The 25258-nt window shown below is 55.1% G+C and carries 28 protein-coding genes and 1 tRNA gene; 23 read left to right on the top strand and 6 right to left on the bottom strand.

Translation table 11 applies throughout. The features are described 5' to 3' along the window. Positions 1-4: 4 nt before the first annotated feature. Positions 5-295, bottom strand: a complete 291-nt coding sequence (locus E3W21_RS29100) for a DUF1654 domain-containing protein (RefSeq protein WP_134423098.1) — start codon at positions 293-295, stop codon at positions 5-7. A 169-nt stretch (positions 296-464) separates the two neighbouring features. Further along, positions 465-1553, bottom strand: coding sequence for an asparaginase (locus E3W21_RS29095; protein ID WP_129443080.1), 1089 nt, complete (start codon positions 1551-1553; stop codon positions 465-467). 349 nt (positions 1554-1902) lie between these two features. On the opposite strand from E3W21_RS29095, the gene E3W21_RS29090 reads away from it, so the two are divergent. From E3W21_RS29090 to E3W21_RS29055, 8 genes are all read left to right on the top strand, one after another. Beyond that, positions 1903-2364 carry a hypothetical protein gene (locus E3W21_RS29090; RefSeq protein WP_134423096.1) on the top strand — a complete coding sequence of 154 codons (462 nt, stop codon included), beginning with the start codon at positions 1903-1905 and terminating at the stop codon, positions 2362-2364. Between the two features lie 193 nt (positions 2365-2557). After that, positions 2558-3514, top strand: coding sequence for a sugar ABC transporter substrate-binding protein (locus tag E3W21_RS29085; protein WP_134423094.1), 957 nt, complete (start codon positions 2558-2560; stop codon positions 3512-3514). 56 nt (positions 3515-3570) lie between these two features. Then, entirely contained in the window at positions 3571-5124 is a 1554-nt protein-coding gene (locus E3W21_RS29080) for a sugar ABC transporter ATP-binding protein (RefSeq protein WP_129443086.1), read from the top strand. Beyond that, a complete protein-coding gene (locus E3W21_RS29075; protein WP_008145645.1) occupies positions 5121-6098 on the top strand; it encodes an ABC transporter permease in 978 nt (325 codons plus the stop codon). Before E3W21_RS29080 ends, E3W21_RS29075 begins: the two co-directional genes overlap by 4 nt. A 3-nt stretch (positions 6099-6101) precedes the next feature. Then, a complete protein-coding gene (locus E3W21_RS29070) occupies positions 6102-7121 on the top strand; it encodes a LacI family DNA-binding transcriptional regulator (protein WP_134423092.1) in 1020 nt (339 codons plus the stop codon). Positions 7122-7178: 57 nt separating this feature from the next. Continuing rightward, complete coding sequence (rbsK, locus tag E3W21_RS29065; protein WP_134423090.1) at positions 7179-8096, top strand: ribokinase; 918 nt, start codon at positions 7179-7181, stop codon at positions 8094-8096. Continuing rightward, positions 8093-8497 (top strand): D-ribose pyranase, encoded by a 405-nt coding sequence (gene rbsD, locus E3W21_RS29060; RefSeq protein WP_134423088.1) that lies wholly within the window; start codon positions 8093-8095, stop codon positions 8495-8497. The genes rbsK and rbsD overlap by 4 nt, the downstream gene beginning before the upstream one ends. 43 nt (positions 8498-8540) lie before the next feature. Further along, the gene (locus E3W21_RS29055; protein ID WP_134423086.1) at positions 8541-9569 is read left to right on the top strand and encodes a nucleoside hydrolase; all 1029 of its coding nucleotides are present in this window, start codon (positions 8541-8543) and stop codon (positions 9567-9569) included. Between the two features lie 34 nt (positions 9570-9603). Here the strand turns inward: E3W21_RS29055 and E3W21_RS29050 are convergent, their stop codons facing one another. Beyond that, on the bottom strand, positions 9604-9816 hold the full coding sequence (locus E3W21_RS29050; protein ID WP_129443093.1) for a hypothetical protein: 213 nt from the start codon (positions 9814-9816) through the stop codon (positions 9604-9606). A gap of 132 nt (positions 9817-9948) precedes the next feature. On the opposite strand from E3W21_RS29050, the gene E3W21_RS29045 reads away from it, so the two are divergent. Further along, positions 9949-10254 carry a hypothetical protein gene (locus tag E3W21_RS29045; RefSeq protein ID WP_134423084.1) on the top strand — a complete coding sequence of 102 codons (306 nt, stop codon included), beginning with the start codon at positions 9949-9951 and terminating at the stop codon, positions 10252-10254. Between the two features lie 166 nt (positions 10255-10420). Continuing rightward, complete coding sequence (locus E3W21_RS29040; protein ID WP_033061805.1) at positions 10421-10741, top strand: I78 family peptidase inhibitor; 321 nt, start codon at positions 10421-10423, stop codon at positions 10739-10741. Between the two features lie 72 nt (positions 10742-10813). Here E3W21_RS29040 and E3W21_RS29035 read toward each other — a convergent pair whose 3' ends face one another. Together E3W21_RS29035 and E3W21_RS29030 are read right to left on the bottom strand one after the other, a co-directional pair. After that, positions 10814-11026: a cold-shock protein gene (locus E3W21_RS29035; protein ID WP_007905882.1), complete on the bottom strand. Its 213-nt coding sequence runs from the start codon at positions 11024-11026 to the stop codon at positions 10814-10816. A gap of 292 nt (positions 11027-11318) precedes the next feature. Next, positions 11319-11621, bottom strand: a complete 303-nt coding sequence (locus tag E3W21_RS29030; RefSeq protein ID WP_129443097.1) for a hypothetical protein — start codon at positions 11619-11621, stop codon at positions 11319-11321. 374 nt (positions 11622-11995) lie between these two features. On the opposite strand from E3W21_RS29030, the gene thrS reads away from it, so the two are divergent. The 9 genes from thrS to E3W21_RS28985 all read left to right on the top strand — a co-directional run bounded on the left by thrS (position 11996) and on the right by E3W21_RS28985 (position 19451). Beyond that, positions 11996-13918 (top strand): threonine--tRNA ligase, encoded by a 1923-nt coding sequence (gene thrS, locus E3W21_RS29025; protein WP_008145656.1) that lies wholly within the window; start codon positions 11996-11998, stop codon positions 13916-13918. Beyond that, positions 13918-14469 carry a translation initiation factor IF-3 gene (infC, locus tag E3W21_RS29020; protein WP_176469887.1) on the top strand — a complete coding sequence of 184 codons (552 nt, stop codon included), beginning with the start codon at positions 13918-13920 and terminating at the stop codon, positions 14467-14469. The genes thrS and infC overlap by 1 nt, the downstream gene beginning before the upstream one ends. 60 nt (positions 14470-14529) lie before the next feature. Continuing rightward, complete coding sequence (gene rpmI, locus E3W21_RS29015) at positions 14530-14724, top strand: 50S ribosomal protein L35 (RefSeq protein ID WP_008145659.1); 195 nt, start codon at positions 14530-14532, stop codon at positions 14722-14724. 27 nt (positions 14725-14751) lie between these two features. Further along, on the top strand, positions 14752-15108 hold the full coding sequence (gene rplT, locus E3W21_RS29010) for a 50S ribosomal protein L20 (protein WP_007905879.1): 357 nt from the start codon (positions 14752-14754) through the stop codon (positions 15106-15108). Positions 15109-15217: 109 nt separating this feature from the next. After that, the gene (pheS, locus tag E3W21_RS29005; protein WP_007905876.1) at positions 15218-16234 is read left to right on the top strand and encodes a phenylalanine--tRNA ligase subunit alpha; all 1017 of its coding nucleotides are present in this window, start codon (positions 15218-15220) and stop codon (positions 16232-16234) included. Between the two features lie 26 nt (positions 16235-16260). Continuing rightward, positions 16261-18642 (top strand): phenylalanine--tRNA ligase subunit beta, encoded by a 2382-nt coding sequence (gene pheT, locus E3W21_RS29000; protein WP_134423082.1) that lies wholly within the window; start codon positions 16261-16263, stop codon positions 18640-18642. Positions 18643-18645: 3 nt separating this feature from the next. Then, positions 18646-18948 carry an integration host factor subunit alpha gene (gene ihfA / locus E3W21_RS28995; RefSeq protein ID WP_002553164.1) on the top strand — a complete coding sequence of 101 codons (303 nt, stop codon included), beginning with the start codon at positions 18646-18648 and terminating at the stop codon, positions 18946-18948. Beyond that, positions 18929-19285, top strand: coding sequence for a MerR family transcriptional regulator (locus E3W21_RS28990; protein ID WP_003179985.1), 357 nt, complete (start codon positions 18929-18931; stop codon positions 19283-19285). Before ihfA ends, E3W21_RS28990 begins: the two co-directional genes overlap by 20 nt. Before the next feature lie 89 nt (positions 19286-19374). Then, positions 19375-19451 (top strand) — tRNA-Pro (locus E3W21_RS28985). Between the two features lie 207 nt (positions 19452-19658). On the opposite strand, the gene E3W21_RS28980 is transcribed toward E3W21_RS28985, so the two are convergent. Then, entirely contained in the window at positions 19659-20462 is an 804-nt protein-coding gene (locus tag E3W21_RS28980; protein WP_134423080.1) for a DUF4365 domain-containing protein, read from the bottom strand. Between the two features lie 237 nt (positions 20463-20699). Here E3W21_RS28980 and E3W21_RS28975 point away from each other — a divergent pair, with 237 nt between their 5' ends. From E3W21_RS28975 to E3W21_RS28965, 4 genes are read left to right on the top strand one after another with little or no spacing between them, the layout of a single operon-like run. Then, positions 20700-23402, top strand: coding sequence for an ABC-three component system protein (locus E3W21_RS28975; RefSeq protein ID WP_256661693.1), 2703 nt, complete (start codon positions 20700-20702; stop codon positions 23400-23402). A gap of 5 nt (positions 23403-23407) precedes the next feature. After that, positions 23408-23908: a three component ABC system middle component gene (locus E3W21_RS32465; protein ID WP_371927171.1), complete on the top strand. Its 501-nt coding sequence runs from the start codon at positions 23408-23410 to the stop codon at positions 23906-23908. Continuing rightward, complete coding sequence (locus E3W21_RS28970) at positions 23908-24390, top strand: hypothetical protein (protein WP_134423078.1); 483 nt, start codon at positions 23908-23910, stop codon at positions 24388-24390. The genes E3W21_RS32465 and E3W21_RS28970 overlap by 1 nt, the downstream gene beginning before the upstream one ends. Next, complete coding sequence (locus E3W21_RS28965; RefSeq protein WP_134423076.1) at positions 24353-25141, top strand: hypothetical protein; 789 nt, start codon at positions 24353-24355, stop codon at positions 25139-25141. The genes E3W21_RS28970 and E3W21_RS28965 overlap by 38 nt, the downstream gene beginning before the upstream one ends. Positions 25142-25258: the final 117 nt, after the last annotated feature.

Here is a 25258-nt window from a genome sequence, read left to right as displayed (position 1 = left end):
TGACTCAATCTTCCTTCGGCACAACCCAAAAAATCTGTACCCCGCCATCGTCGCGATAGGCGAGGGTGACGTTGTCGTTCTCGTCGATTTCTTCGAGTAATTGTTCCCACTCATCCACGGGTTCGTCCGGTAGACGGAAGATCAAGGCAGCTTTGGCTTTTTGGGCGGTGGGGGAATTGATGATTTTTTGAACGCGCATACCCATGCGTGTATAGGAGTCAGGTGAGGCAGAGGTGTTGGCCACGGAATTATCCTTATTAAGCTGTACGTGCATACAGTATTTAACTGTAAGCATTTTCGCAACTGCTTAAAATTCAAGAAAATCCTCTGACAGCAATTTTTCCGTTTGGTGTAGGACGAAGGGAAAATTTTTATCGAAATATCGGAAGGGGATGTGAGCCACTCGCCTGGGTTGGCGAGTGGTGAAAGCAGTGCCCGACCGGAACCGGTCGGGCGAGGGCGAATCAGTATTCCCAGAACATCCGTTGCAGCTCTTTGCTGTCGTTGGTCTTGGTCAGTGCGACCATGGCCAGGATGCGAGCCTTTTGCGGGTTCAGGTCATGCGCCACAACCCAGTCGTACTTGTCGTCTGGCTGTTCGGCGTTACGCAGTACGAAACCGCCGGCGTTGACGTGGGACGAACGAATGATTTGCACGCCGTCCTTGCGCAGGGCTTGCAGCGATGGGACTACGCGGGACGCGACTGAGCCATTGCCGGTACCGGCGTGAATGATGGCTTTGGCGCCAGACTGAGCCAACGCTTTGTAAGCGGTATCGCTGACATTGCCGTAGGAATAGGCGATTTCTACGTCAGGCAGGCTCTTGATGGTTTTGATGTCGAATTCTGAGTCCATGGTGTGACGCTTGGCCGGCAGACGGAACCAGTAGGATTTACCTTCAACCACCATGCCGAGTGGACCCCAGGCACTTTTAAACGCCTCGGTCTTGATGTTGATCATTTTGCTGACGTCGCGACCCGACTGGATCTCATCGTTCATGGTCACCAGTACACCTTTGCCGCGTGCCTCTTTGCTGCTGGCCACGGCCACTGCGTTGTACAGGTTCAGCATGCCATCGGCCGACATCGCGGTGCCTGGGCGCATGGAGCCGACAACGATGATTGGCTTGTCGGTTTTTTCCACCAGGTTCAGGAAGTAGGCGGTTTCTTCCAGGGTGTCGGTGCCGTGGGTGATAACGATGCCGTCGACGTCCTTGCTGTCGGCCAGCTCAGCCACTCGACGACCCAGTTGCAGCAGGTTGTCGTTGGTGATGCTTTCGGACGCGATCTGCATGACCTGTTCGCCACGAACGTTAGCCAGCTGGCTGAGTTCCGGAACCCCGGCGATCAATTGTTCGATGCCGACTTTTGCCGCTTGATAGGTAGCGCTGTTAGCGGCGCTGGCGCCCGCGCCGGCAATGGTGCCGCCGGTGGCCAGGATCACCACGTTCGCCAGTTTCTGTTGGGTTTCGACTTCTTTTGCCTGAAGGGCAGTAGGCAGGAGCAGCAGGAGGGCTAAAGCGCCCGGAACGAAGGTCTTGAAAGCAGATGTCATTATTTTTCTCTCTAGTAGTGAGACGGTGCTGATGCAGGTTCATCTAGATGCGCCCCAGGCGGATCTGAACGCTTGGGGTAAATGAGATGAGCAGGATCTGTACCAGTCCTACTTTGAATGAGGAAAACTTTTAACTTGATGATTTGTATCAGTATTTATTTGATTGGCCAGAATGGTTGCACAGTCTGTTGTCCGGGTTTCCGAACGCGTTGAGCGTTTGTGTTCGGCTCTCCGAAAAGTACTACGACCTCTATAGAGCAAATCGCCTTGCCAGATTGAGAATTAGTGCTAAAGAAACCCGCGCTTCGGTCGATGCTCCCTTAAAGGATCTTTCTACTCAGGAGTTCACATGTCGTTATCCATTGGTATCCCAAACGCCGCAGGCGTCACCATCGGCGGCAAGTCCGCCGCTACGATTCAAGCGTTGAGCGATCAGACGGCCGATGCCGCGAATCAAGCGTTGGGTGCGAAGGAAAGCGACAGCAAGCAAGTCAGAACCGGCGCTGTGGGCCTGGGTAAAAGTGAGGAGGCGTCGAAAGAAACGGATGGCGCCGACAACGCCTCGGTGGCGGAAAAGGTTTTGCTCCAGCGACTGAAAGAACTGCAAGAGCAACTGCGTCAGCAACAGCAGCAATTGGCGGCGGCCCAATCGGCGTCTTACCCGACGCCAGAAGCCAAGGCCACCGTGGTGATGGCGATTCAGGGGCAAATGGCCGATACCACTGCCGCAATACTGGAAACGGCCAACAGCCTTTACAAGGAAATGGCCAAAGGCTCCAGCACCGGATCGGTGGTCAACACGACGGCATGACATGAATGCCGGCATTTGCGGTTTCCCCCGCAAAACGGCTTTTCTGCTCGTTGACAAATGTCGGCAGGGTTCGCATAGTTCGTTCTACGCAAACGTTTGCGCGGTGCTCCCGGTGGTTATCCATCAGTGAGCGCAATGAAGCCTACGCCAGCGCAAGCGTTGCTCAGAATAATCATAAGATCGGAGTGAACCCATGAAGCTGCCATTCGCTGGACGTCTTCTCGTTGTCGCTATGCTGGCTGCCGCATCCATCGCGTTACCTGTCTCTTCGGCCTTCGCCGAGACTCCTGAAAAACCCAAAGTCGCGCTTGTCATGAAATCCCTGGCCAATGAATTCTTCCTGACCATGGAAGACGGCGCCAAGGCCTATCAGAAAGACCACTCCGGCGATTTCGAGCTGATCTCCAACGGCATCAAAGACGAAACCGACACGGCTGGCCAGACACGCATCGTCGAGCAAATGATTCTGGCCAAGGTCAATGCGCTGGTCATCGCGCCGGCTGACTCCAAGGCCATGGTTCCAGTGATCAAGAAAGCCATCGATGCCGGTATCACCGTGATCAACATCGACAACCAACTGGACCCGGCGGTGGTCAAAAGCAAAAACATCACCGTACCGTTCGTAGGCCCGGATAACCGCAAAGGCGCGCGTCTGGTGGGCGAGTACCTGGCCAAGCAACTGAAGGCCGGGGACGAAGTCGGCATCATCGAAGGCGTTTCAACCACCACCAACGCACAGCAAAGAACCGCAGGCTTCAAGGATGCAATGGAAGCGGCGCAGATCAAGGTCGTCTCTTTGCAGTCCGGTGACTGGGAAATCGACAAAGGCAACAAGGTTGCTGCCTCGATCCTCAGCGAATACCCGCAAGTCAAAGCCCTACTGGCCGGCAACGACAGCATGGCCGTCGGCGCAGTATCCGCCGTGCGTGCAGCGGGCAAGGCCGGCAAGGTGCAAGTGGTCGGTTACGACAACATCAATGCCATCAAGCCAATGCTCAAGGATGGCCGCGTTCTGGCTACCGCTGACCAGTTTGCAGCCAGGCAAGCCGTGTTCGGCATCGAGACTGCGCTGAAGATCATCAAGGGTGAGAAAGTCGACAGCGGCGCCAATGGCGTGATCGAAACTCCGGTAGAGCTGGTCACCAAGTAGTCCTTCTGGCGACACAACGGTGCTCGCCCGTCGGGGCGAGCGCATGGAGAGTTTTTATGTCAGTTTCTGCCCCGAACGCTGTCCTCTCGGTCAGCGGTATCGGTAAGACCTACGCCCAACCGGTCCTGACCGGCATCGATCTGACGCTGATGCGCGGTGAAGTGCTGGCGCTGACCGGCGAAAACGGCGCGGGGAAAAGCACGCTGTCGAAGATCATCGGCGGACTGGTCGCACCGACCACCGGCCACATGCAATTCCAGGGGCAGGATTACCGCCCCGCAAGCCGCACTCAGGCCGAAGACCTCGGCATCCGCATGGTGATGCAAGAGCTCAATCTGTTGCCGACCCTGTCGGTGGCGGAAAACTTGTTCCTCGACAACCTGCCCAGCAAGGGCGGCTGGATCAGTCGTAGGCAATTGCGCAAGGCAGCGATCGAAGCCATGGCCCAGGTCGGCCTCGACGCGATTGACCCGGATACGCTGGTGGGCGAATTGGGCATCGGTCACCAGCAAATGGTGGAGATCGCCCGCAACCTGATCGGCGATTGCCACGTGCTGATCCTCGACGAACCGACCGCGATGTTGACGAACCGTGAAGTCGAGATGCTGTTCGAGCAGATCACTCGTCTGCAAGCTCGCGGCGTGTCGATCATCTATATCTCGCACCGTCTCGAAGAACTGGCGCGGGTCGCCCAGCGTATTGCGGTACTGCGCGATGGCAACCTGGTTTGCGTCGAGCCGATGGCCAATTACAACAGTGAGCAACTGGTGACGCTGATGGTCGGCCGTGAACTCGGCGAACATATCGACATGGGCCCGCGCAAGATCGGCGCTCCAGCCTTGACGGTCAAAGGGCTGACCCGTTCCGACAAGGTTCGCGACGTGTCCTTCGAAGTACGCGCCGGCGAGATCTACGGGATTTCCGGTTTGATCGGGGCAGGGCGCACCGAGTTGCTGCGGCTGATTTTCGGTGCTGACATCGCAGACAGCGGCACTGTTGCGCTCGGTTCGCCAGCACAAGTCGTCAGTATCCGCTCGCCGGCTGACGCGGTCGGTCATGGCATTGCCCTGATCACTGAAGACCGCAAAGGCGAAGGCCTGCTGCTGACCCAATCGATCAGTGCGAATATTGCCTTGGGCAATATGCCTGTGATTTCCAGCGGTGGCTTCGTCAACAATGGTGACGAGATGGCGCTGGCCCAGCGTCAGATCGACGCCATGCGCATTCGCAGCTCCAGCCCGACGCAACTTGTGTCGGAACTGTCCGGTGGTAACCAGCAGAAAGTCGTGATCGGCCGGTGGCTTGAGCGTGATTGCTCGGTGATGCTGTTCGACGAGCCAACGCGTGGCATCGACGTCGGCGCCAAGTTTGACATTTATGCCTTGCTCGGTGAGCTGACCCGTCAAGGCAAAGCGCTCGTAGTGGTGTCCAGCGACCTGCGTGAACTGATGTTGATCTGCGACCGCATCGGCGTGCTCTCGGCGGGACGTCTGATCGACACCTTTGAGCGTGACAGCTGGACCCAGGATGATTTGCTTGCCGCCGCGTTCGCCGGCTACCAAAAACGTGATGCGTTGCTCAATGAAGCAGCGCCTAGGGATCTCGCATGAATACTGCAGTGACTGCCGGCAAACGTAGTGGCAACTTCTACGGCCTCGGTACCTATCTGGGTCTGGCCGGTGCCTTGCTGGCAATGGTCGCGCTGTTCTCGGTTCTGAGCAGCCATTTCCTGTCCTATGACACCTTCAGCACCCTGGCCAACCAGATTCCGGACTTGATGGTGCTGGCGGTCGGCATGACGTTCGTGTTGATCATCGGCGGCATCGACCTGTCGGTGGGGTCGGTGCTCGCACTCGCAGCGTCAACGGTCAGTGTGGCGATTCTCGGTTGGGGCTGGAGCGTGCTGCCTGCGGCGCTGCTCGGAATGGCGGCGGCAGCACTGGCTGGGACCATTACGGGTTCGATCACTGTGGCGTGGCGCATTCCGTCGTTCATCGTGTCCCTTGGCGTGCTGGAAATGGCCCGCGGTGTGGCCTATCAAATGACCGGGTCGCGCACGGCCTACATCGGTGATGCCTTCGCCTGGTTGTCCAACCCGATCGCCTTCGGCATCTCGCCGTCGTTCATCATTGCCTTGCTGATCATCTTCATTGCCCAGGCAGTGCTGACGCGTACCGTCTTCGGTCGTTACCTGATCGGCATCGGCACCAACGAAGAGGCGGTGCGTCTTGCAGGGATCAATCCGAAGCCCTACAAGATTCTGGTATTCAGTCTGATGGGGCTGCTGGCCGGTATTGCTGCGCTGTTCCAGATTTCTCGCCTGGAAGCGGCGGATCCGAATGCCGGCTCCGGGCTGGAGTTGCAAGTGATCGCCGCGGTCGTGATCGGCGGCACCAGCCTGATGGGTGGCCGCGGTTCGGTCATCAGTACGTTCTTCGGGGTTCTGATCATTTCCGTATTGGCGGCCGGGCTGGCGCAGATCGGCGCGACTGAGCCCACCAAACGCATCATCACCGGCGCGGTGATCGTGGTGGCGGTGGTGCTTGATACTTATCGCAGTCAGCGCGCAAGCCGGCGGACCTGAGTCATGGCAACGATCAAGGATGTGGCAGCGCTCGCGGGAATTTCCTACACCACGGTTTCCCACGTAGTGAACAAGACCCGGCCGGTGAGCGAAGAGGTGCGGGTCAAGGTTGAGGCGGCAATCAAAACCCTCGACTACGTGCCTAGCGCCGTGGCCCGGTCCCTTAAAGCCAAAACCACGGCGACCATCGGGTTGCTGGTGCCCAATAGCCTTAACCCGTACTTTGCCGAATTGGCGCGAGGCATTGAGGATTATTGCGAGCGTAATGGCTACTGCGTGATTCTCTGTAACTCCGATGACAACCCGGACAAGCAGCGTAGCTACCTGCGGGTACTGCTGGAAAAGCGCATCGACGGGCTGATCGTCGCTTCGGCTGGCGGTGACGCGGGGCTGGCGGAGGGCCTTGCAGGCGTGCGTACGCCGATGGTGATCGTCGACCGTGGACTGGAAGGTGTGAATGCCGACCTGGTGCGGATCGATCACGAATACGGCGCCTATCTGGCGACCCGCCACCTTCTGGAATTGGGGCACCGGGACATCGCCACCATTGGCGGCCCGGCGAGTACCAGCGTGGCGCAGATGCGTCTGGCCGGTTATTGCCGTGCCCTGAAAGAGGCGGGTGTCGAAGTATCCCGCGAGCGCATGCTGGAAAGCGACTTCACCAGCACTGGCGGTTACAACGCCGCCGCGATACTGCTGGAAAAGAACCCGCCGAGCGCGATCTTCGCCGGTAACGACATGATTGGCATCGGTGTGCTGCGAGCGGCGGCCGAGCGCAACATTCGTGTACCGACAGAGCTGTCGGTGATCGGCTTCGACGATATTCAGATGAGCCGCTATGTGTACCCGGCGCTGACCACCGTGGGGCAGTCGATCCTGCAACTCGGCGAGATGGCGGCCGAAGTGCTTTTAAGAAGAATTGCCACACCGGATATGGCCACCGATCAACGGATCGTGACGCCCAGTATTGTCCTGCGGGAGTCGACTGCGCCGCTGGCCGGCGTGTTCGCCCAGTTCCGTTGAAATAGAAAGCCGCTAAATCAAAAGCACCGCTGAAACAGAATTGATGAGTAGCAATGTATGCCAGCAAAAGTAGTGGTTATAGGCAGCCTGAACATGGACCTGGTCACCCGGGCGCCACGGCTGCCCCGTGGCGGTGAAACGCTGATCGGCGAGTCGTTTGCCACGGTTTCCGGTGGCAAGGGCGCGAACCAGGCGGTCGCCGCGGCGAGGTTGGGGGCGCAGGTGTCGATGGTCGGATGCGTGGGCAGCGATGCCTACGGCAAAGAACTGCGCGGGGCGCTGTTGGCCGAGCAGATCGATTGCCAGGCGGTCAGCACCGTCGATGATTCCAGCGGCGTAGCGTTGATCGTGGTCGATGACAATAGCCAGAACGCAATCGTGATCGTTGCCGGTGCCAATGGAGCGCTGACTCCAGAGGTGATTGATCGTTTCGACGCCGTATTGCGGGCGGCGGACGTGATTATCTGTCAGCTGGAAGTCCCGGATGCCACTGTCGGTCATGCGCTCAAGCGCGGCCGTGAATTGGGTAAGACTGTGATCCTCAATCCTGCGCCGGCCAGCCGCCCACTGCCGGCGGACTGGTACGCGTCCATCGATTATCTGATTCCCAACGAAAGTGAGGCTTCGGCGCTGAGTGGGTTGCCAGTGGATTCTCTGGCATCTGCCGAAACCGCTGCATCCCGGTTGATCTCTTTGGGCGCCGGCAAAGTCATCATCACCCTCGGTGCTCAAGGTTCGCTGTTTGCCAACGGCAAAGGCTTCGAGCATTTCCCTGCGCCGAAGGTGAAGGCTGTCGATACCACGGCGGCTGGCGACACCTTCGTCGGTGGTTTTGCCGCCGCGCTGGCGGCCGGCAAAAACGAAGCCGACGCGATCCGTTTCGGCCAGGTCGCCGCGGCGCTGTCGGTGACCCGTGCTGGCGCGCAACCCTCGATTCCCACCTTGTCCGACGTACAGGCCTTTAAAGCACCATGAAAAAGACACCTCTGCTCAACGTCGCGCTGTCGCGGCTGATCGCGTCCCTGGGCCATGGCGACATCGTGGTAATCGGCGATGCCGGTTTGCCGGTGCCACCAGGCGTTGAACTGATCGACCTGGCCCTGACCCAGGGAATCCCGGATTTCGTCAGCACGTTGAAGGTTGTGCTCAGCGAAATGCAGGTCGAGAGCCATGTATTGGCCCAGGAGATCCTGGACAAAAAGCCTTCGGCGTTGGCGACGCTCGATGAGCTGAATGCCGAAGGTGCGCTGGGTCAGCGTGAGCTGCTCAGCCATGACCAATTCAAAGTCCTCAGCCGACAGGCACGGGCGATTGTTCGCACAGGCGAATGTCAGCCGTATTGCAACATCGTGCTGGTGGCGGGGGTAACGTTCTAACTCGCTGTTGTCTTTCTGCTGTCCCACGCACAAGGAGTGCGCTATGCACCGCTATGCTCAGAAACTGCACCATCTGCTTCGGAGTCTGCTGCTTTTGTCCCTGATTACCGCAACAAGCGCCCAGGCGGCGGAAAAGATCGACCTGATCATCGACACCGACCCGGGTGCCGATGACGTGGTTGCCTTGCTGTTTGCCCTGGCATCGCCGCAAGAGCTGAACATTCGTGCGCTGACCACCGTCGCCGGCAATGTGCGTCTGGACAAGACGTCGCGTAATGCGCGGCTGGCCCGCGAGTGGGCAGGGCGCGAGGAGGTGCCGGTCTACGCGGGCGCTCCGAAGCCGCTGATGCGCACGCCGATCTATGCCGAGAACATCCATGGTAAGGAAGGACTGTCGGGTGTCACCGTACATGAGCCGAAAAAAGGCCTGGCCCAAGGCAATGCGGTCAACTACCTGATCGACACCTTGAAAGCCGTCAAGTCCCATAGCATTACCATCGCCATGCTCGGTCCACAGACCAACCTGGCCCTGGCGCTGATCCAGGAACCTGAGATCGTTCAGGGCATCAAGGAGGTGGTGATCATGGGCGGAGCACACTTCAATGGCGGCAACATCACCCCGGTGGCCGAGTTCAACCTGTTCGCCGACCCGCAGGCTGCGGAAGTGGTATTGAAAAGCGGCGTGAAGCTGACCTACCTGCCGCTGGACGTGACCCACAAGATCCTCACCAGTGAAGCGCGCCTGAAGCAGATCGCAGCGATCAACAACAATGCCAGCAAGCTGGTGGGGGATATTCTCAATGAATACGTCAAAGGCGACATGGAACACTACGGCATTCCGGGTGGCCCGGTGCATGACGCTACTGTCATCGCCTATCTGCTCAAGCCTGAGTTGTTCACCGGTCGTTCAGTCAACGTAGTCGTTGATAGCCGCGAAGGCCCGACGTTCGGCCAAACCATCGTCGACTGGTATGACGGCCTGAAAGCGCCGAAGAACGCTTTCTGGGTAGAAAGCGGCGACGCCCAGGGCTTCTTTGACCTGCTGACCGAGCGTCTGGCTCGTCTGAAGTAAGCTTCACACCCGTAGGCGCCAGCGCCTGCGGGTTTCACTCCCTTTCGTTATATTCAACGCCCTTGTAGTCGGCCGGGTATTTCTCGAATACCTGCGCGATGAAGGATTGCGCCGCTTCAGTCCCCAGCTCCTTGACCAATAGATCGATACCAATGATTGCCAACTCTTCCGGGCTGCCCGGGCTGTAAGAGCTGTGGCCCTGTGGCCACTTGGCTTTGATGTCGGCGTCGATACTTACGGTGGTCATGATGGCGCTCGTGAAGTCGGGAAAGTCTGAGTGTCGAGTTAACCATTTTGCGCGGCTTTTGGCACTCCGACTTAGGCATGAGGGGAGGGCTATGCGACACTTGGTCTTTGATGAATTTTCAAGGACTGTGCTGTGCAGATCGATTTGAACACTCCTAACGGCTTGACCCTTGAGGCGGTGCGTCAGCTGCTGGCCTCTGCCAGCGACGATGAACACACTCAATTGCGAGTCACCAAGGGCGGCATCGCCTACATTTCATCTGGCGTTGTGGGCGGCACTGATATCAGCGGGTTGCTGTTTCGTCTGGAGACATGGGCCAAGGGTTCCGGTTATGTAGGATTGGTCGCGGCCAGTGACGAGGTCTGGGTCATGCAGATTTTCAATGCGCTGAAAGAGAACTGGCCGAATCCGCCGTTCGACTACATTGACGTCTATTGAACGCTGTTCATATTCAGTCACGATTGAGAGGTAAACGGCAGGGCGATGCTCAGGCAAACTCGCCGCGTGTCCGAATAGAGGGCAGGGTGCTAGTACTCCCTGTGAAACCAAACGCCAGATTGGCGGTCGCACGATCTCAGCTTAACTATTGAAAAAAGGAGGCTTCATGCCTTGGAAGCTCGCGTCATTGGGTACTTTGTTGGCCGTTGCCATGCTGGCCGGTTGCAGCACTACCTCCACCGAGTCGACAACAGATCCTGTCACGACAACTGACACGGGTCACAGCCGTTGTGAGGCAAAGGCTGCCGAATTCACCATTGGCAAAAAGGCTTCGCCTGAACTGCTGGAGCAGGCGCGTACTCGCGCAGGCGCGCAGAATGCACGGTTCCTCTTGCCCACCGACATGGTGACCCTGGAGTACCGCTCCGATCGTCTGAACCTGAATACCGATGCCAATCGGGTCGTCACCCGTGTCAACTGCGGCTGATCGCTTCAGGCTTTTGTTTCGCCCATAAAAAACCCCGTCACATGGACGGGGTTTTTTTAGTGCGGCTGAAAATTACTCAGCGCGGACTTGTGCAGCTTGCATACCCTTTTGGCCTTTCTCAGCCACGAAGGAAACGGTCTGGCCTTCTTTCAGGCTTTTGAAACCGTCGCTTTCGATAGCTTTGAAGTGTACGAACAGGTCGTCACCGCCACCTTGAGGAGTGATGAAGCCGAAGCCTTTTTCATCGTTGAACCATTTAACGGTGCCGGTTTGGCGATTAGACATGGTGTATCTCCAAGAAACATATATTTTCAGTAGTGCTGTGCTGCTCAGGCCAACTGGGCACACCGGGGTATCATAGTCGAAATGTTCGCTTTGGGAGCCCCCCGGACGTGCTGTTTGCCCTGCAGTCGCGTTCTGTTTGCTGCTTTGTTTGGCTGCAAGCCCCGTTTTAAAAGGCTTTCAGCCAAAAGTAAAGACAATAAAAAAACCTGTAAAACCTGCATAAATTGTACGAAAAGTCGGTTTTCAAAGGCTTTTTACTGTCGTTGCAGGCGCAAAAAGCGCTCTGTCGGGCTTATTTTTTGGCCTTGTTATCGGCTTTGCACGCGCTAATTTGCGTCAGTGCTTTTTGTTTCAGGGCATCATTGGCGGTGTTGTCCATCAGGGACTGGATGTCTTTGGCAGGGTACGATTTGATGGCATCGGCGCCGCAAGCGCAGTGAGCCTTCGCTGCTGCAGCACCGATCTGCGGAGTGGCCGCTTCTGTGCACTGAGCCATGTATTTCTCGCGTTCGCCCTTCGGCCAATCGGCATGGGCGGCCAGTGGCAGCAGCAAAACGATGGGGGCGACTACTGCGAATAAACGTTTCAGATGCATGCTGGGATGCTCCTTGTGGGTCAATGTCTTGTTATCTGAGGGGTAAAGCAGGGTTCTAGTTCAGCACTCTGGCATAAAATTGCCCGATTTGCCCCAAGACAAAGCCTCGGTGCATCGACGACCGTTCATCTGTGCTAGCATGCCTGCCTCGGGCGTTTGCAGGCTCCGGATGACCTTCAGTCCCGGTAGCGGCAAATGTGCGAATAACCCTGATTTGAATCCCAGTCACTCTGGTTCGGTTTTCCGGTTGGCCGCAAGGCTCCTGCCGCTGTAAGGCAGGCGTTCGTCATTGAATGGCCTGGATCGGATCTTGTACTGGCTCATCCCAACCCACGTGACCTTTGGTAGGGGTCACCACTAGGAGAGGAGGCGCCATGCCAACTATTACTCTTCCCGACGGCAGTCAACGTTCATTCGATCACCCGGTATCCGTAGCCGAGGTCGCCGCATCCATTGGTGCAGGTCTGGCCAAAGCCACCGTGGCCGGCAAGGTCGATGGCAAGCTGGTCGACGCCAGCGACATCATCGGCAGCGACGCTACGCTGCAAATCATTACGCCAAAGGATGAAGAGGGGCTGGAGATCATTCGCCACTCTTGCGCCCACCTGGTTGGCCATGCGGTCAAACAGCTGTACCCGACGGCCAAGATGGTCATTGGTCCGGTCATCGACGAAGGCTTCTATTACGATATCGCCTTTGAACGTCCCTTCACTCCGGACGACCTGGCCGCCATCGAACAGCGCATGCAGCAGCTGATCGAAAAAGATTACGACGTGATCAAGAAAGTCACTCCGCGCGCCGAAGTGATTGAAGTGTTCAAGGCCCGCGGCGAAGACTACAAACTGCGTCTGGTCGAAGACATGCCGAACGAACAGGCCATGGGCCTGTACTATCACGAAGAATACGTCGACATGTGCCGCGGTCCGCATGTGCCGAACACGCGCTTCCTGAAATCCTTCAAGCTGACCAAGTTGTCCGGCGCCTACTGGCGTGGCGATGCCAAGAACGAGCAATTGCAGCGCGTTTACGGCACGGCATGGGCAGACAAAAAGCAGCTGGCGGCTTACATTCAGCGCATCGAAGAAGCTGAGAAGCGCGATCACCGCAAGATCGGCAAGCGTCTGGGCCTGTTCCACACCCAGGAAGAGTCGCCGGGCATGGTGTTCTGGCACCCGAACGGCTGGACTCTGTACCAGGTGCTCGAGCAATACATGCGCAAGGTTCAGCGCGACAACGGTTACCTGGAGATCAAAACTCCGCAGGTCGTTGACCGCAGCCTGTGGGAGAAGTCCGGGCACTGGGCCAACTACGCCGACAACATGTTCACCACGCAGTCGGAAAACCGCGACTACGCCATCAAGCCGATGAACTGCCCTTGCCACGTGCAAGTGTTCAATCAAGGCCTGAAAAGCTACCGTGAGTTGCCAATGCGCTTGGCCGAATTCGGTGCGTGCCATCGTAATGAGCCATCGGGTGCGCTGCATGGCATCATGCGTGTGCGTGCGTTCACTCAGGACGACGCCCACATCTTCTGCACTGAAGAGCAGATGCAGGCCGAATCCGCTGCGTTCATCAAGCTGACCATGGACGTTTATGCCGACTTCGGCTTTAAAGACGTCGAGATGAAGCTGTCCACTCGTCCGGAAAAACGCGTCGGTTCCGACGAACTGTGGGATCGCGCCGAAGCGGCCCTGGCTGCAGCCCTTGATAGTGCTGGCCTGCCATATGATCTGCAGCCGGGTGAGGGTGCGTTCTACGGTCCGAAGATCGAGTTCTCGCTGAAAGATTGCCTTGGCCGCGTCTGGCAGTGTGGTACCCTTCAGCTCGATTTTAACCTGCCTGTCCGTCTGGGAGCCGAATACGTCTCTGAAGACAACAGTCGCAAGCACCCGGTGATGTTGCACCGGGCGATCCTTGGCTCCTTCGAACGTTTCGTCGGAATCCTGATCGAGCACTACGAGGGTGCATTCCCCGCGTGGCTGGCTCCGACCCAGGCAGTGATCATGAATATCACTGATAAACAGGCTGATTTCGCCGCTGAGGTTGAAAAAACTCTCAACGAAAGCGGGTTTCGTGCCAAGTCTGACTTGAGAAATGAAAAGATCGGCTTTAAAATCCGCGAGCATACTTTGCTCAAGGTTCCTTATCTCTTGGTTATCGGAGATCGGGAAGTCGAGATGCAGACTGTCGCTGTGCGTACTCGTGAAGGTGCTGACCTGGGCTCGATGCCCGTCGCCCAGTTCGCCGAGTTCCTCGCTCAAGCGGTTTCCCGGCGTGGTCGCCCAGATTCGGAGTAATTACTATTAAGCGTGAAATGAGACAAGATAAACGAGCTGCACCGAAGGCCCCGATCAACGAGAATATCTCGGCACGCGAGGTTCGGTTAATTGGGGCTGAAGGTGAACAGCTTGGGATTGTGTCAATTGAAGACGCGCTTCTTAAGGCTGAAGAGGCCAAACTGGATCTGGTGGAAATTTCCGCCGATGCAGTACCCCCTGTTTGCAAACTGATGGACTACGGCAAATCGATCTTCGAAAAGAAGAAGCAGGTTGCCGCGGCCAAGAAAAACCAGAAGCAGATTCAGGTTAAAGAAATCAAGTTTCGTCCAGGGACGGAGGAAGGGGATTACCAGGTAAAACTGCGCAACCTGGTACGTTTCCTGAGTGATGGGGACAGGGCCAAGGTATCCTTGCGATTCCGCGGCCGTGAGATGGCCCACCAGGAGCTGGGGATGGAACTCCTCAAGCGAGTTGAAGGTGACTTGCTCGAGTACGGTTCGGTCGAACAGCATCCTAAGATGGAAGGACGCCAACTGATCATGGTCATCGCCCCGAAAAAGAAGAAGTAATCAATAGGGCACGGCAGGCCTTCTGATTATGTTTATCAACTGAATGCGGAGTATCCGAACATGCCAAAAATGAAAACTAAAAGTGGTGCTGCTAAGCGGTTTCTGAAAACTGCTAACGGTATCAAGCACAAGCACGCTTTCAAGAGCCACATCCTGACTAAAATGTCGACCAAGCGTAAGCGTCAACTGCGCGGTAGCAGCTTGCTGGCACCGTGTGACGTGGCAAAAGTCGAGCGCATGCTGCGCCTTCGTTAATTTAGTCAAGAATAGAGGAAGTAACTCATGGCTCGTGTAAAGCGTGGCGTCATTGCCCGTAAACGTCACAAAAAAATTCTGAAACTTGCTAAAGGCTACTACGGCGCTCGCTCGCGCGTATTCCGTGTTGCCAAGCAAGCGGTAATCAAGGCAGGCCAATACGCCTACCGTGACCGTCGTCAGAAAAAACGTCAGTTCCGCGCTCTGTGGATCGCTCGTATCAACGCTGGTGCACGTATCAACGGTCTGTCCTACAGCCGTTTCATCGCCGGCCTGAAAAAAGCGTCCATCGAGATCGACCGTAAGGTTCTGGCTGATCTGGCAGTGAACGAAAAAGCGGCGTTTGCTGCGATTGTCGAGAAAGCTAAAGCCACCTTGGCTTAAGTACCCCCGACAGTCACCCGGCCTCACCTCTGTGGGGTCAGGTGTTAAACGTCATAAATAGGGGAAGAGCCTTCAAGCTCTTCCCCTATTTTGTATCTGGAGTCTGTACATGGAAAACCTGGATGCGCTCGTCTCTCAAGCTCTAGAGGCTGTGCAAAGCGCTGAAGATATCAATGCCCTGGAGCAAATCCGGGTTCACTACCTTGGCAAAAAGGGCGAATTGACTCAGGTGATGAAGACCCTGGGGAATTTGCCGGCAGAAGAGCGTCCGCAAGTCGGCGCACTGATCAACGTTGCCAAGGAGCGTGTCACAGAGGTTCTCAATGCGCGCAAGGCACTGTTTGAAGAGGCCGACCTGGCCGCCAAACTGTCCGCCGAGTCCATTGACGTGACCCTGCCTGGCCGTGGCCAGACCTCGGGTGGTCTGCATCCGGTTACTCGCACTCTGGAACGTATCGAGCAGTTCTTCACTCACATCGGCTACGGCATTGCCGAAGGCCCTGAGGTCGAAGACGACTACCACAACTTCGAAGCGCTCAACATCCCAGGCCATCACCCGGCCCGGTCGATGCATGACACCTTCTATTTCAATGCCAACATGTTGCTGCGCACCCATACCTCACCGGTACAGGTCCGCACCATGGAATCGAAACAGCCGCCGATCCGCATCGTCTGCCCAGGCCGTGTGTACCGTAGCGACTCCGATATCACCCACTCCCCGATGTTCCACCAGGTCGAAGGCCTGCTGGTCGATCGCGATATCAACTTCGCCGACCTGAAAGGGACCATAGAAGAGTTCCTGCGCGTGTTCTTCGAAAAAGAACTGGCCGTGCGTTTTCGCCCTTCGTACTTCCCGTTCACCGAGCCATCCGCCGAAGTCGACATGGAATGCGTGATGTGCAGCGGTAAAGGCTGCCGTGTCTGCAAACAGACTGGCTGGCTGGAAGTGATGGGCTGCGGCATGGTTCACCCGAATGTGCTGCGCATGTCCGGGATCGACCCGGAAGAGTTTTCGGGCTTTGCCTTCGGCATGGGTGTTGAGCGTCTGGCCATGCTGCGTTACGGCGTGAACGACTTGCGTCTGTTCTTCGACAACGACTTGCGGTTCCTCGCGCAATTTCGCTAGTCGTAACGAATTCTTAGGAGAGCAGGATGAAATTCAGTGAACAATGGCTGCGTGGCTGGGTAAGCCCGCAGGTAAGTCGTGACGAGCTGGTTGCTCGTCTGTCGATGGCCGGTCTTGAGGTCGATAGCATTACGCTGGCCGCCGGCGAATTCACCGGTGTGGTGGTGGGCGAGGTGCTGAGCACCGAACAGCACCCGGACGCCGACAAGTTGCGCGTTTGCCAGGTCAGTAATGGCTCGGAGACCTTCCAGGTTGTTTGCGGTGCGCCCAACGTGCGCCCGGGCCTGAAGATTCCGTTCGCCATGATCGGTGCCGAACTGCCAGGCGACTTCAAGATCAAGAAAGCCAAACTGCGTGGCGTTGAGTCTAACGGCATGCTGTGCTCCCAGGCCGAGCTGCAAGTCGGCGAAGGCAACGATGGTCTGATGGAATTGCCGGCCGATGCGCCGGTCGGTCAGGACATTCGTGAGTACCTGAGCCTGGACGACGCCAGCATCGAGGTCGACCTGACCCCGAACCGCGGCGACTGCCTGTCCCTGGCCGGTCTGGCTCGTGAAGTCGGCGCGTTGTACGCTGCTGAAGTCACCCGTCCGGTGGTTGCTGTCGTGCCAGCCGTGCACGACGAAGTGCGTTCGATCGAAGTGCTGGCGCCAGCCGCTTGCCCGCGTTACCTGGGTCGTGTGATCCGTAACGTTGACTTGTCCAAGCCAACGCCGCTGTGGATGGTCGAGCGTCTGCGTCGTGGTGACGTGCGCAGCATCGACGCCGCCGTCGACATCACCAACTACGTGATGCTGGAACTGGGTCAGCCGCTGCACGCTTTCGATCTCGCCGAAATCAACGGCGGCATCCGCGTGCGCATGGCTGAAGAAGGCGAGAAGCTGGTACTGCTCGACGGTCAGGAAGTCAGCCTGCGTAGCGATACGCTGGTGATTGCCGACCACACCCGCGCCTTGGCAATCGCCGGCGTCATGGGTGGCGAGCACAGCGGCGTCAACACCGCGACCACTCGCGATGTGTTCCTGGAAAGCGCGTTTTTCGATCAGATTGCTGTCGCTGGCAAGGCCCGTTCCTATGGCCTGCACACCGATGCCTCGCACCGCTACGAGCGTGGCGTGGACTGGCAATTGGCCCGTGAAGCCATGGAGCGCGCGACTGGCCTGCTTCTGGAAATCACTGGCGGCGAAGCTGGCCCGATCATCGAAGCCGTCAGCGAGCAGCACCTGCCGTCGATTGCGCCAGTTACTCTGCGTGCGCAACGCATCACTCAGATGCTGGGTATGGAAATGGATTCGGCCGAAGTCGAGCAACTGCTCAGCGGCTTGGGTCTGAAGATTTCTGCCGATGGGGCAGGGCAGTGGCGCGTCGAAGTGCCAAGCCATCGCTTCGACATCAGCCTGGAAGTCGATCTGATCGAAGAACTGGCTCGTCTGTATGGTTACAACCGTTTGCCGGTTCGCTACCCGCAAGCTCGTCTGGCGCCGCAGGCCAAGGCTGAGGCGCGGAGCGATCTGCCTGAGCTGCGCCGTCTGCTGGTAGCCCGTGGCTATCAGGAAGCGATTACCTACAGCTTCATCGATCCGAAACAGTTCGAGTTGTTTAATCCAGGTGTCGAACCGCTGTTGTTGGCCAACCCGATTTCGAACGACATGGCCGCCATGCGCTCGTCCCTGTGGCCAGGCCTGGTCAAGGCGCTTCAGCACAACCTGAACCGTCAGCAGGATCGGGTTCGTTTGTTCGAAAGCGGCCTGCGTTTCGTCGGTCAGCTGGACGGCCTGAAGCAAGAGCCGATGCTGGCGGGTGTTGTTTGCGGTAGTCGTCTGCCGGAAGGCTGGGCGCAAGGTCGCGATGTGGTGGACTTCTTCGACGTCAAAGCCGACGTGGAAGCGGTGCTGGGCTTCGCCGGTGCACTGGATTCATTCACTTTCGTGCCGGGCAAACACCCTGCGTTGCATCCGGGTCAAACCGCGCGCATCGAACGTGAAGGTCGCTTGGTTGGTTTCGTCGGTGCTATCCACCCTGAATTGTCGAAAACCCTCGGTCTCGACCGTCCAGTCTTCGTATTCGAGCTGGTTTTGGCCGAAGTAGCGTTGGGCAAAATGCCTAAATTCCAGGAGTTATCGCGCTTTCCTGAAGTGCGTCGTGATCTGGCACTGATTGCGGCCACGGACGTTGCGGCCAATGCTGTGCTGGACGTAATCCGTGAAAATGCAGGCGAATGGCTGACAGACCTAAGGCTATTTGACGTGTATCAGGGTAAAGGCATTGATCCTGATAGAAAAAGCCTTGCAGTCGGCTTGACCTGGCAGCATCCATCGCGCACTCTTAATGACGATGAGGTGAATACCACGACGCAAAACATCCTCACCTCGCTCGAACAAAGGTTGAACGCCACGTTAAGGAAGTGACGTATGGGGGCTCTGACGAAAGCTGAGATGGCGGAACGTCTGTATGAGGAGCTGGGCCTGAATAAACGGGAGGCCAAGGAATTGGTCGAACTGTTTTTTGAGGAAATCAGGCACGCTCTTGAAGACAACGAACAAGTCAAATTGTCCGGTTTCGGCAATTTCGACCTTCGGGACAAACGCCAGCGGCCTGGCCGCAATCCGAAAACAGGTGAAGAAATCCCGATCACGGCTCGCCGTGTGGTCACCTTTCGTCCAGGGCAGAAGTTGAAGGCCCGAGTTGAGGCTTATGCTGGAACCAAGTCATAACGACGAGCTACCCGTCATCCCAGGCAAACGCTACTTCACCATTGGTGAAGTCAGCGAGCTGTGTGCGGTAAAACCACACGTGCTGCGTTACTGGGAGCAGGAGTTTCCTCAACTCAACCCCGTCAAACGCCGCGGAAACCGCCGGTATTATCAGCGACAAGACGTGCTGATGATCCGGCAGATCCGCGCGCTTCTTTACGACCAGGGGTTCACCATCGGCGGTGCACGCCTGCGTTTGTCCGGCGATGAAGCCAAAGATGACACCACTCAATACAAGCAAATGATTCGGCAGATGATCGCTGAATTGGAAGATGTACTGGTTGTGCTCAAGAAATAATTTCCTGCTTTTAAATACTTCCAGTTTTCAAAAGCTTGCGATATATTCTTGAGCGTTCTTCGAGAAGAGGAACGGGTTTCACGCCTAGTCGGGGCGTAGCGCAGTCCGGTAGCGCACTAGCATGGGGTGCTAGGGGTCGAGTGTTCGAATCACTCCGTCCCGACCATATAATTCAAGGGGTTGCGAGATTTTATCTCGCGACCCTTTTTTATTTTTGATCGTTTTTACCCCTACAAAACGACTGGCTTTGGGTGGAATCCTCACCTCTTTCGGAGGAGATGGGCGCAAGATTTCTGGGTGCCAATGTCCCCCCGCAGTAATTTCGGCGATGGAGGGCAGGGATGGACCTAGTTGACGGCTCGTCAGGCAGTTTTCAGCTTTTGCTGTGGGGGTAGCTGATGGCGACTACTTGCCTCGCTCGCTCTGAAAGACCTCCTGAGCGTTGCAATGCAATTGATTTGTCGATTTTTTTCTCAAGTTCCGGATAAAAATCCATTACGAGGAGACGTAACCGATCTAGAAGTTTAGGATCATTTTTAAGCTGGTCTCGTAAGTGGACTGCGTAACCGTAGTTGGAAGTTAAGGCATCGTCGGGCGCAAATGCCCGCATCCACTTCAGCATGATATCTGCGTCCCCTCCGAAATTTATCAGCAGGTCGATGTAGCGAATCAGCTGGGCCGAAGCGTTATAAAGTGTATATCTGTTGATGTCTAAGATGGACGTTTGACGTTCGACTGCGATCTTCTTGATGTCCTTCCATCCCTCACTGAGCTGGAAGGATCCTTTCATACTTACAGAGATTGTTTTGGCGGTGGGTTTACGTGGGGTCAAATGATCCTGTTCGACAGGTAGCGCCCGAATGGCCCCGGTAGTGACATTTACGTCGATCAGTAGCACGGGAATTAACGAAACAGACAAATAACGCGCGGTCGTGGACTTCAGGCGGATTTTACCTATATCAGTCCTGGTTCCTTTGATCTGCAATCGTATAAGTGCGCCGGTCACTGAGCCTCGCTTCTTGACAATCTCAATTTCCGCGTCCAGACCGTAGTCTTTTGGTAAGTCTCTATAAATCCAGCCTTTTTTTGCAACGGCTTTTTTTACTAAAGCGGTTGCTTGATCGTCAACTACATGGGACTTCGTTCTCATAGGAAGATTTTCTGTCATTAGGTCCATCTAACTCTGTCTCTGTCTCTTGCGCTTGTTGGAGGAGGGACATTCAATGCCGTTTTATTTTTGATCACTGGATAAAATGACGCATGTTTATTAGCTAACTACAAATGATCTCTGCAGGCCGGTGGTGATCCGTCGTCGGTGCTGAATTCACTTGCCCCGCAACCCAACCACACCCTTACCACTTGCACAAAAACGGCACCAGAGTACGCTTCAATCGGATCCAAAGGAGGGATTGCGGTGCCGAATTTTTTTGTTGAGCAAGCGGGGACGCTGAATCTGTTTCAACAGCAGCGTACTCCCAATCATGGATTCAGACCTGGACAGTTGGGTGCGTTGCACGCAGTTTTGGCGCATTTTTCCGTGCAGGACGACCCTGCCATCGTCTGTTTGCCCACTGGCTATGGAAAGACCTCCTTGATGATGGCGCTTCCCATGCTGCTGGGGCCGGCGCGTGTACTGATAGTGGAACCTTCAAGCGCCTTGAGAAAACAGGTGCATTCACATATTTCTGTCATGTCCACACTCCGCCGGATTGGTGCGCTAGCTGAAGATTGTCCGCTTCCCGACGTGCACCTGCATATCGGCCGTCCTCAATCCCTTGAAGAATGGCAATTGCTTCAAGTCTACGACGTCGTCGTTTCGACACCTTCAAGCTCATCACCCGACCTAGCCCCTGGTGCGCCGTCGGACCTCTTCGATCTTGTTATCTTCGATGAAGCCCATCATGCTCCGGCCGATTCCTGGATGGCCTACGTAGAACACTTCACAAAAGCTCGGTTCTTGTTTCTCACGGCAACGCCCTTTCGACGAGATGGGCGCGTCATTCCAGGGAAGCTCGTTTATCGATATCCGGTAATGCGGGCTGTCGATGAGGGGGCCTTTGAGCCAATTAACTTCTGTGCGGCACCGATCGAGGACGAACTCGATGATGAACACGTTGATCAAGCCATAGCTCGGGCGGCTGTTCAGCAGCTTAACGAGGACAGGGCAAACGGGTTCGATCATAGGCTGTTTGTACGCGCAGGGACTATCAAGGCCGCACAGGATCTAGTGCCGCTCTATCAAGGCCTGGGCATAGCGGTCGAGGCCATTAGCAGCAAACTTACGAAACGTCAGCAGGAGGCGATTGAGGAAAGGCTAATCACCGGTGCGCTGGAAGCGATCGTTTGCGTGGACATGTTCGGGGAGGGTTATGACTTTCCGAAACTCAAGGTGGCGGCGCTCCATGCTCCCCACCAGTCTCTGGTGCCCACAATTCAATTCATTGGACGCTTCGCCCGTGTGGACGAAACCACAGGCCCGCCAACGCTGATTGCACCAACTTTCCGTATCAAGGAGGCAACAGCGTCTCTTCTTAAGGAAGGCGTAAATCTTGCGCAGATGATTGATGAGGCTGCGATCGCTCAACTCGCGGGATCTCTGGAGGAGCAGGAGTTTATGGAAAGGCTCCCCGTGAGGAAGATTGCCGAATCTGACTACGAATCTGTCTCGCCGCTGTCTTTTAATTTATATGCCCATGTACGTGTTTTCGAGTGTGACGAGCCACCGAATTTTGGGCTCCTTGACTCCACGATTGGGCGGCATTTGCGGATTGTGAAGCAGTGGGGAACGCAAGACGGGACAATCTCGTTGGTTTTGACGGCAGACGAGACGTCTCCCAATTGGGCCATCTCTGATGCTCTGATCGATGTGCGTCACGACGTGTTTCTCTTGATGTTTTTCGAGGCGGCAAAACTCTGCTACATAGGGTCGACCCGTCGAACGGAAAAGCTTTACCTCAGCATCATGGACACGATTGCTCCCGGTGGCTGCAGACCGCTTAGCTACCAACAGACCAGCAGGGCGCGCGCGGGCTTGGAGGAGGTCAAGTTTTACAACGTTGGGCTGAAGAACACGACGTTCAACTCGCAGGGAGAGACTTATCGAACCCTCACTGGCCCCCAGGCGGAGAGGGCGGTGACAGCTGGCGACAGTCGAGTCTTCTCCCAAGGACACTTCTTCGGCAGCGGTATGAATGGACAGGTCAAGGAAACGATTGGCGCAAGCAGCAGTTCCCGGATATGGGAAGAAACAAGATTCAGGCTTTACTCTGCACAAAAGCATACCGGAGAGGCCGTCAGGAGGTTTTCAAATGCGCTTACTGTTGATGAGGCGGTCGGTGCTGTAAATTTTGTACGAAGTCAATATGACGCATTGGAAAAACGTCCATCTGGCTGTGCGAAATATGCGGATAATTTTTTCCAATGTGATCCGAATATCCAGTCACGAATAATTAATCAGTTTTCATTCGAAAGTGGTGTCAACGATCCAGTTCAGGATCTGAGGAATAGACTAAGTCTTGGGCTCTCAGAGCCTGTACAAGAATTAGCATGCCACTATGTGTTGGGATGGGTGCAAGATGCCGTTATCAGTCTTATTTCTGACCGTAAACCCGCAATAATCAAGGCGAGCGTGTTTCGTGAAAAATATGCTGCGTTTGTTCGAAAACATCAGAATGATAACGTTTTGCCAATATTTTCGGAAAAGCCATCTGAGTCTTCCTTGAAAGAAGCGCTCGGGACCATGCCCATTTATGTTAGACAGCTTGATATAGTAGATGCTGACGCAGATATTAAGATAAGGGCTGTTAGTGATTTTTTAAGGGCTTCTTCGGAAAAAACAATATGGAGCGCTAATTCAATATTTCTTCCCGATAGTTTGGAGGAGCTAGATGTTGACCTAGAAAGGCAGTGGGCTAATCAGAGTAAGATGGTTCGATTGAAGAACGCGTCACTGTCAGAAGAGGAGCTAGGTCTTCTTTTTTATCTAGAAAGCATCGAGCGAAAACATAGGATGGAAAACAAAGATCTGCCTGCTTTTTTTGTGGCTGGATCTCTTCATTGTCTGGCGAACCAATTGGTTATTGGTTGGCATTCTAATTACAAGACTAAGGTAGGTTAGTCAGCATGGAGGGTGGCGATGTGCGTGGTCTTAGTGAGGGCGAAATTGTTTATAATTCACCTTTGGGTGCTTTCTTGCTTTGGACTTTTGCAAGAAAATACTGCATGTTCTCGAAGAGTGATAGTGTTCCGTTTGAATTGCTGTTTATAGTGTTGCCTCTTCTTTATCATGGAGAGACGAGAAAAGTAATATCGTCTACACAGTCCGGTTCGGGGCTGCGAATATTTTCCGCAAAGCTTTCAAAATCTCCAGCGCCAACTTTTGTCATACAGGATCGTGTACTTGGGTTTAGGGGGCTGAGCCTTCGTTGCATAAGCACATCAATCGGAATGAATCTAATACAACTGCTTCCCCAGGAAGGGATGGTTCGAATCCTCAATGTCGACGATAGCTCTGCGCCCACTGAGTTTGTAAATGATCTTATAAAAGCGTCGGAAAAGCTCGGTCGATGGTTCGCTGAAGTAGATATTCAAGAAATTACCAAATTGCTAAGGATTCTTCTCTGATGGAACTGCAAATTCTTGAAGTCATATTGTGGCCTAGACATGGAGGAGAGCCGAGACGTCTAGAGTTCACTCCTGGAAAAGTAAATGTCATAAGCGGAGCTTCAAAGACGGGCAAGTCTGCGGTGGTGCCTATCATTGACTACTGTTTGTGTTCAAGTAAATGTGCCATCCCAGTTGGAGTGATACGCGAAGCATGTTCATGGTTTGGAGTTCTTATACATACAAAGGAAGGTAAGAAATTGCTGGCCCGTAAAGAGCCTGGCGATAATGCTCAATCTGGCGATATGTTTATATTGGAAGGTGAACAGATTGAGCTGCCACTAAAGATTGAAGGGAGAAATGCTAACGTTGAAAATGTGAAGTCAATGTTGAATGGGTTGTCAGGGCTTAGTAATCAAGGTTTTGATCCGGAAAGTGATGCTGGGACGAAATCCAGGGCTGGTTATGGCGTTCACATTCCAACCACAGAATATTGTGGCTAACCCAGATGTTCTTTTTTTCGGCTCGGATACCACTGCTCATAGAGAAAAGCTTAAAACTATTTTCTCATATGTATTGGGTGCAACCACGGCAGAGATGCTTTCTGCTGAGTGGGAAGTCGGAGCGTTAAATAAAGAGTATCGACGCAAAAAGGCGGAGCACAAAGCACTTACCGATGCTTCATTACGTTGGCGTGGAGAGGTGAATACCTGGTTTGAAAAAGCTAAAGAATTGGGGCTTGTCAATCCAGATGAGGTTGCGCCAGTAGCTTGGAATGTTGCCCTAAATCGTCTGAGAGATATCACACTTAAAACTTCTAGTGATGCTCGACAAACACGTGCCCATATCGAAAATAGTTTGGTCGAATTGGAAAAATTGAGAAAGCTTGATTCCGATCAGTCCATTGTCGTGGCCGTCAATAGACAGCGATTGGATGGGGTCCTAAGCTTAAAGGCAAGTGCTAGTTACTATGTTGAGGCCAATGGGGTACAACGTGACCGGTTGTCGCTTTCAACTTGGCTAAAGGAGGTTGCGCGACCTGGCGCTGATAATCCATTAAAAATTGGAAATATTCAGCCCTCAGAAGAGCTGGCGCAACTTTGTGACACATTAGCGATAGTAGAAGAGAAGGCTAGGGCGGTTCCTCGAGTAACAGAGTCCCTTGAAAAAGAAATTTTTTCAGCTCGATCTGAGATGAAGGCTTCTGTGGAACAACTGAATATTATACGAACTCGCATTCGAGAAGTAGAGTAACCGATCCACGAACTACACCTACCTCAAGATGAGGCAGTCGTTTACCGTGGCATCTCTGGCGAGCAGTTCCATGGCAGCAAGGCTTCGTAGTCCCCAACCGATTGTGCCTGCGGTAGT

It is taken from the genome of Pseudomonas sp. F01002, assembly GCF_004402115.1.
Taxonomy (GTDB): domain Bacteria; phylum Pseudomonadota; class Gammaproteobacteria; order Pseudomonadales; family Pseudomonadaceae; genus Aquipseudomonas; species Aquipseudomonas frigoris.
Note: the sequence above shows the minus strand (reverse complement) of the source record. Positions and strands in the feature narration are given on the sequence as shown.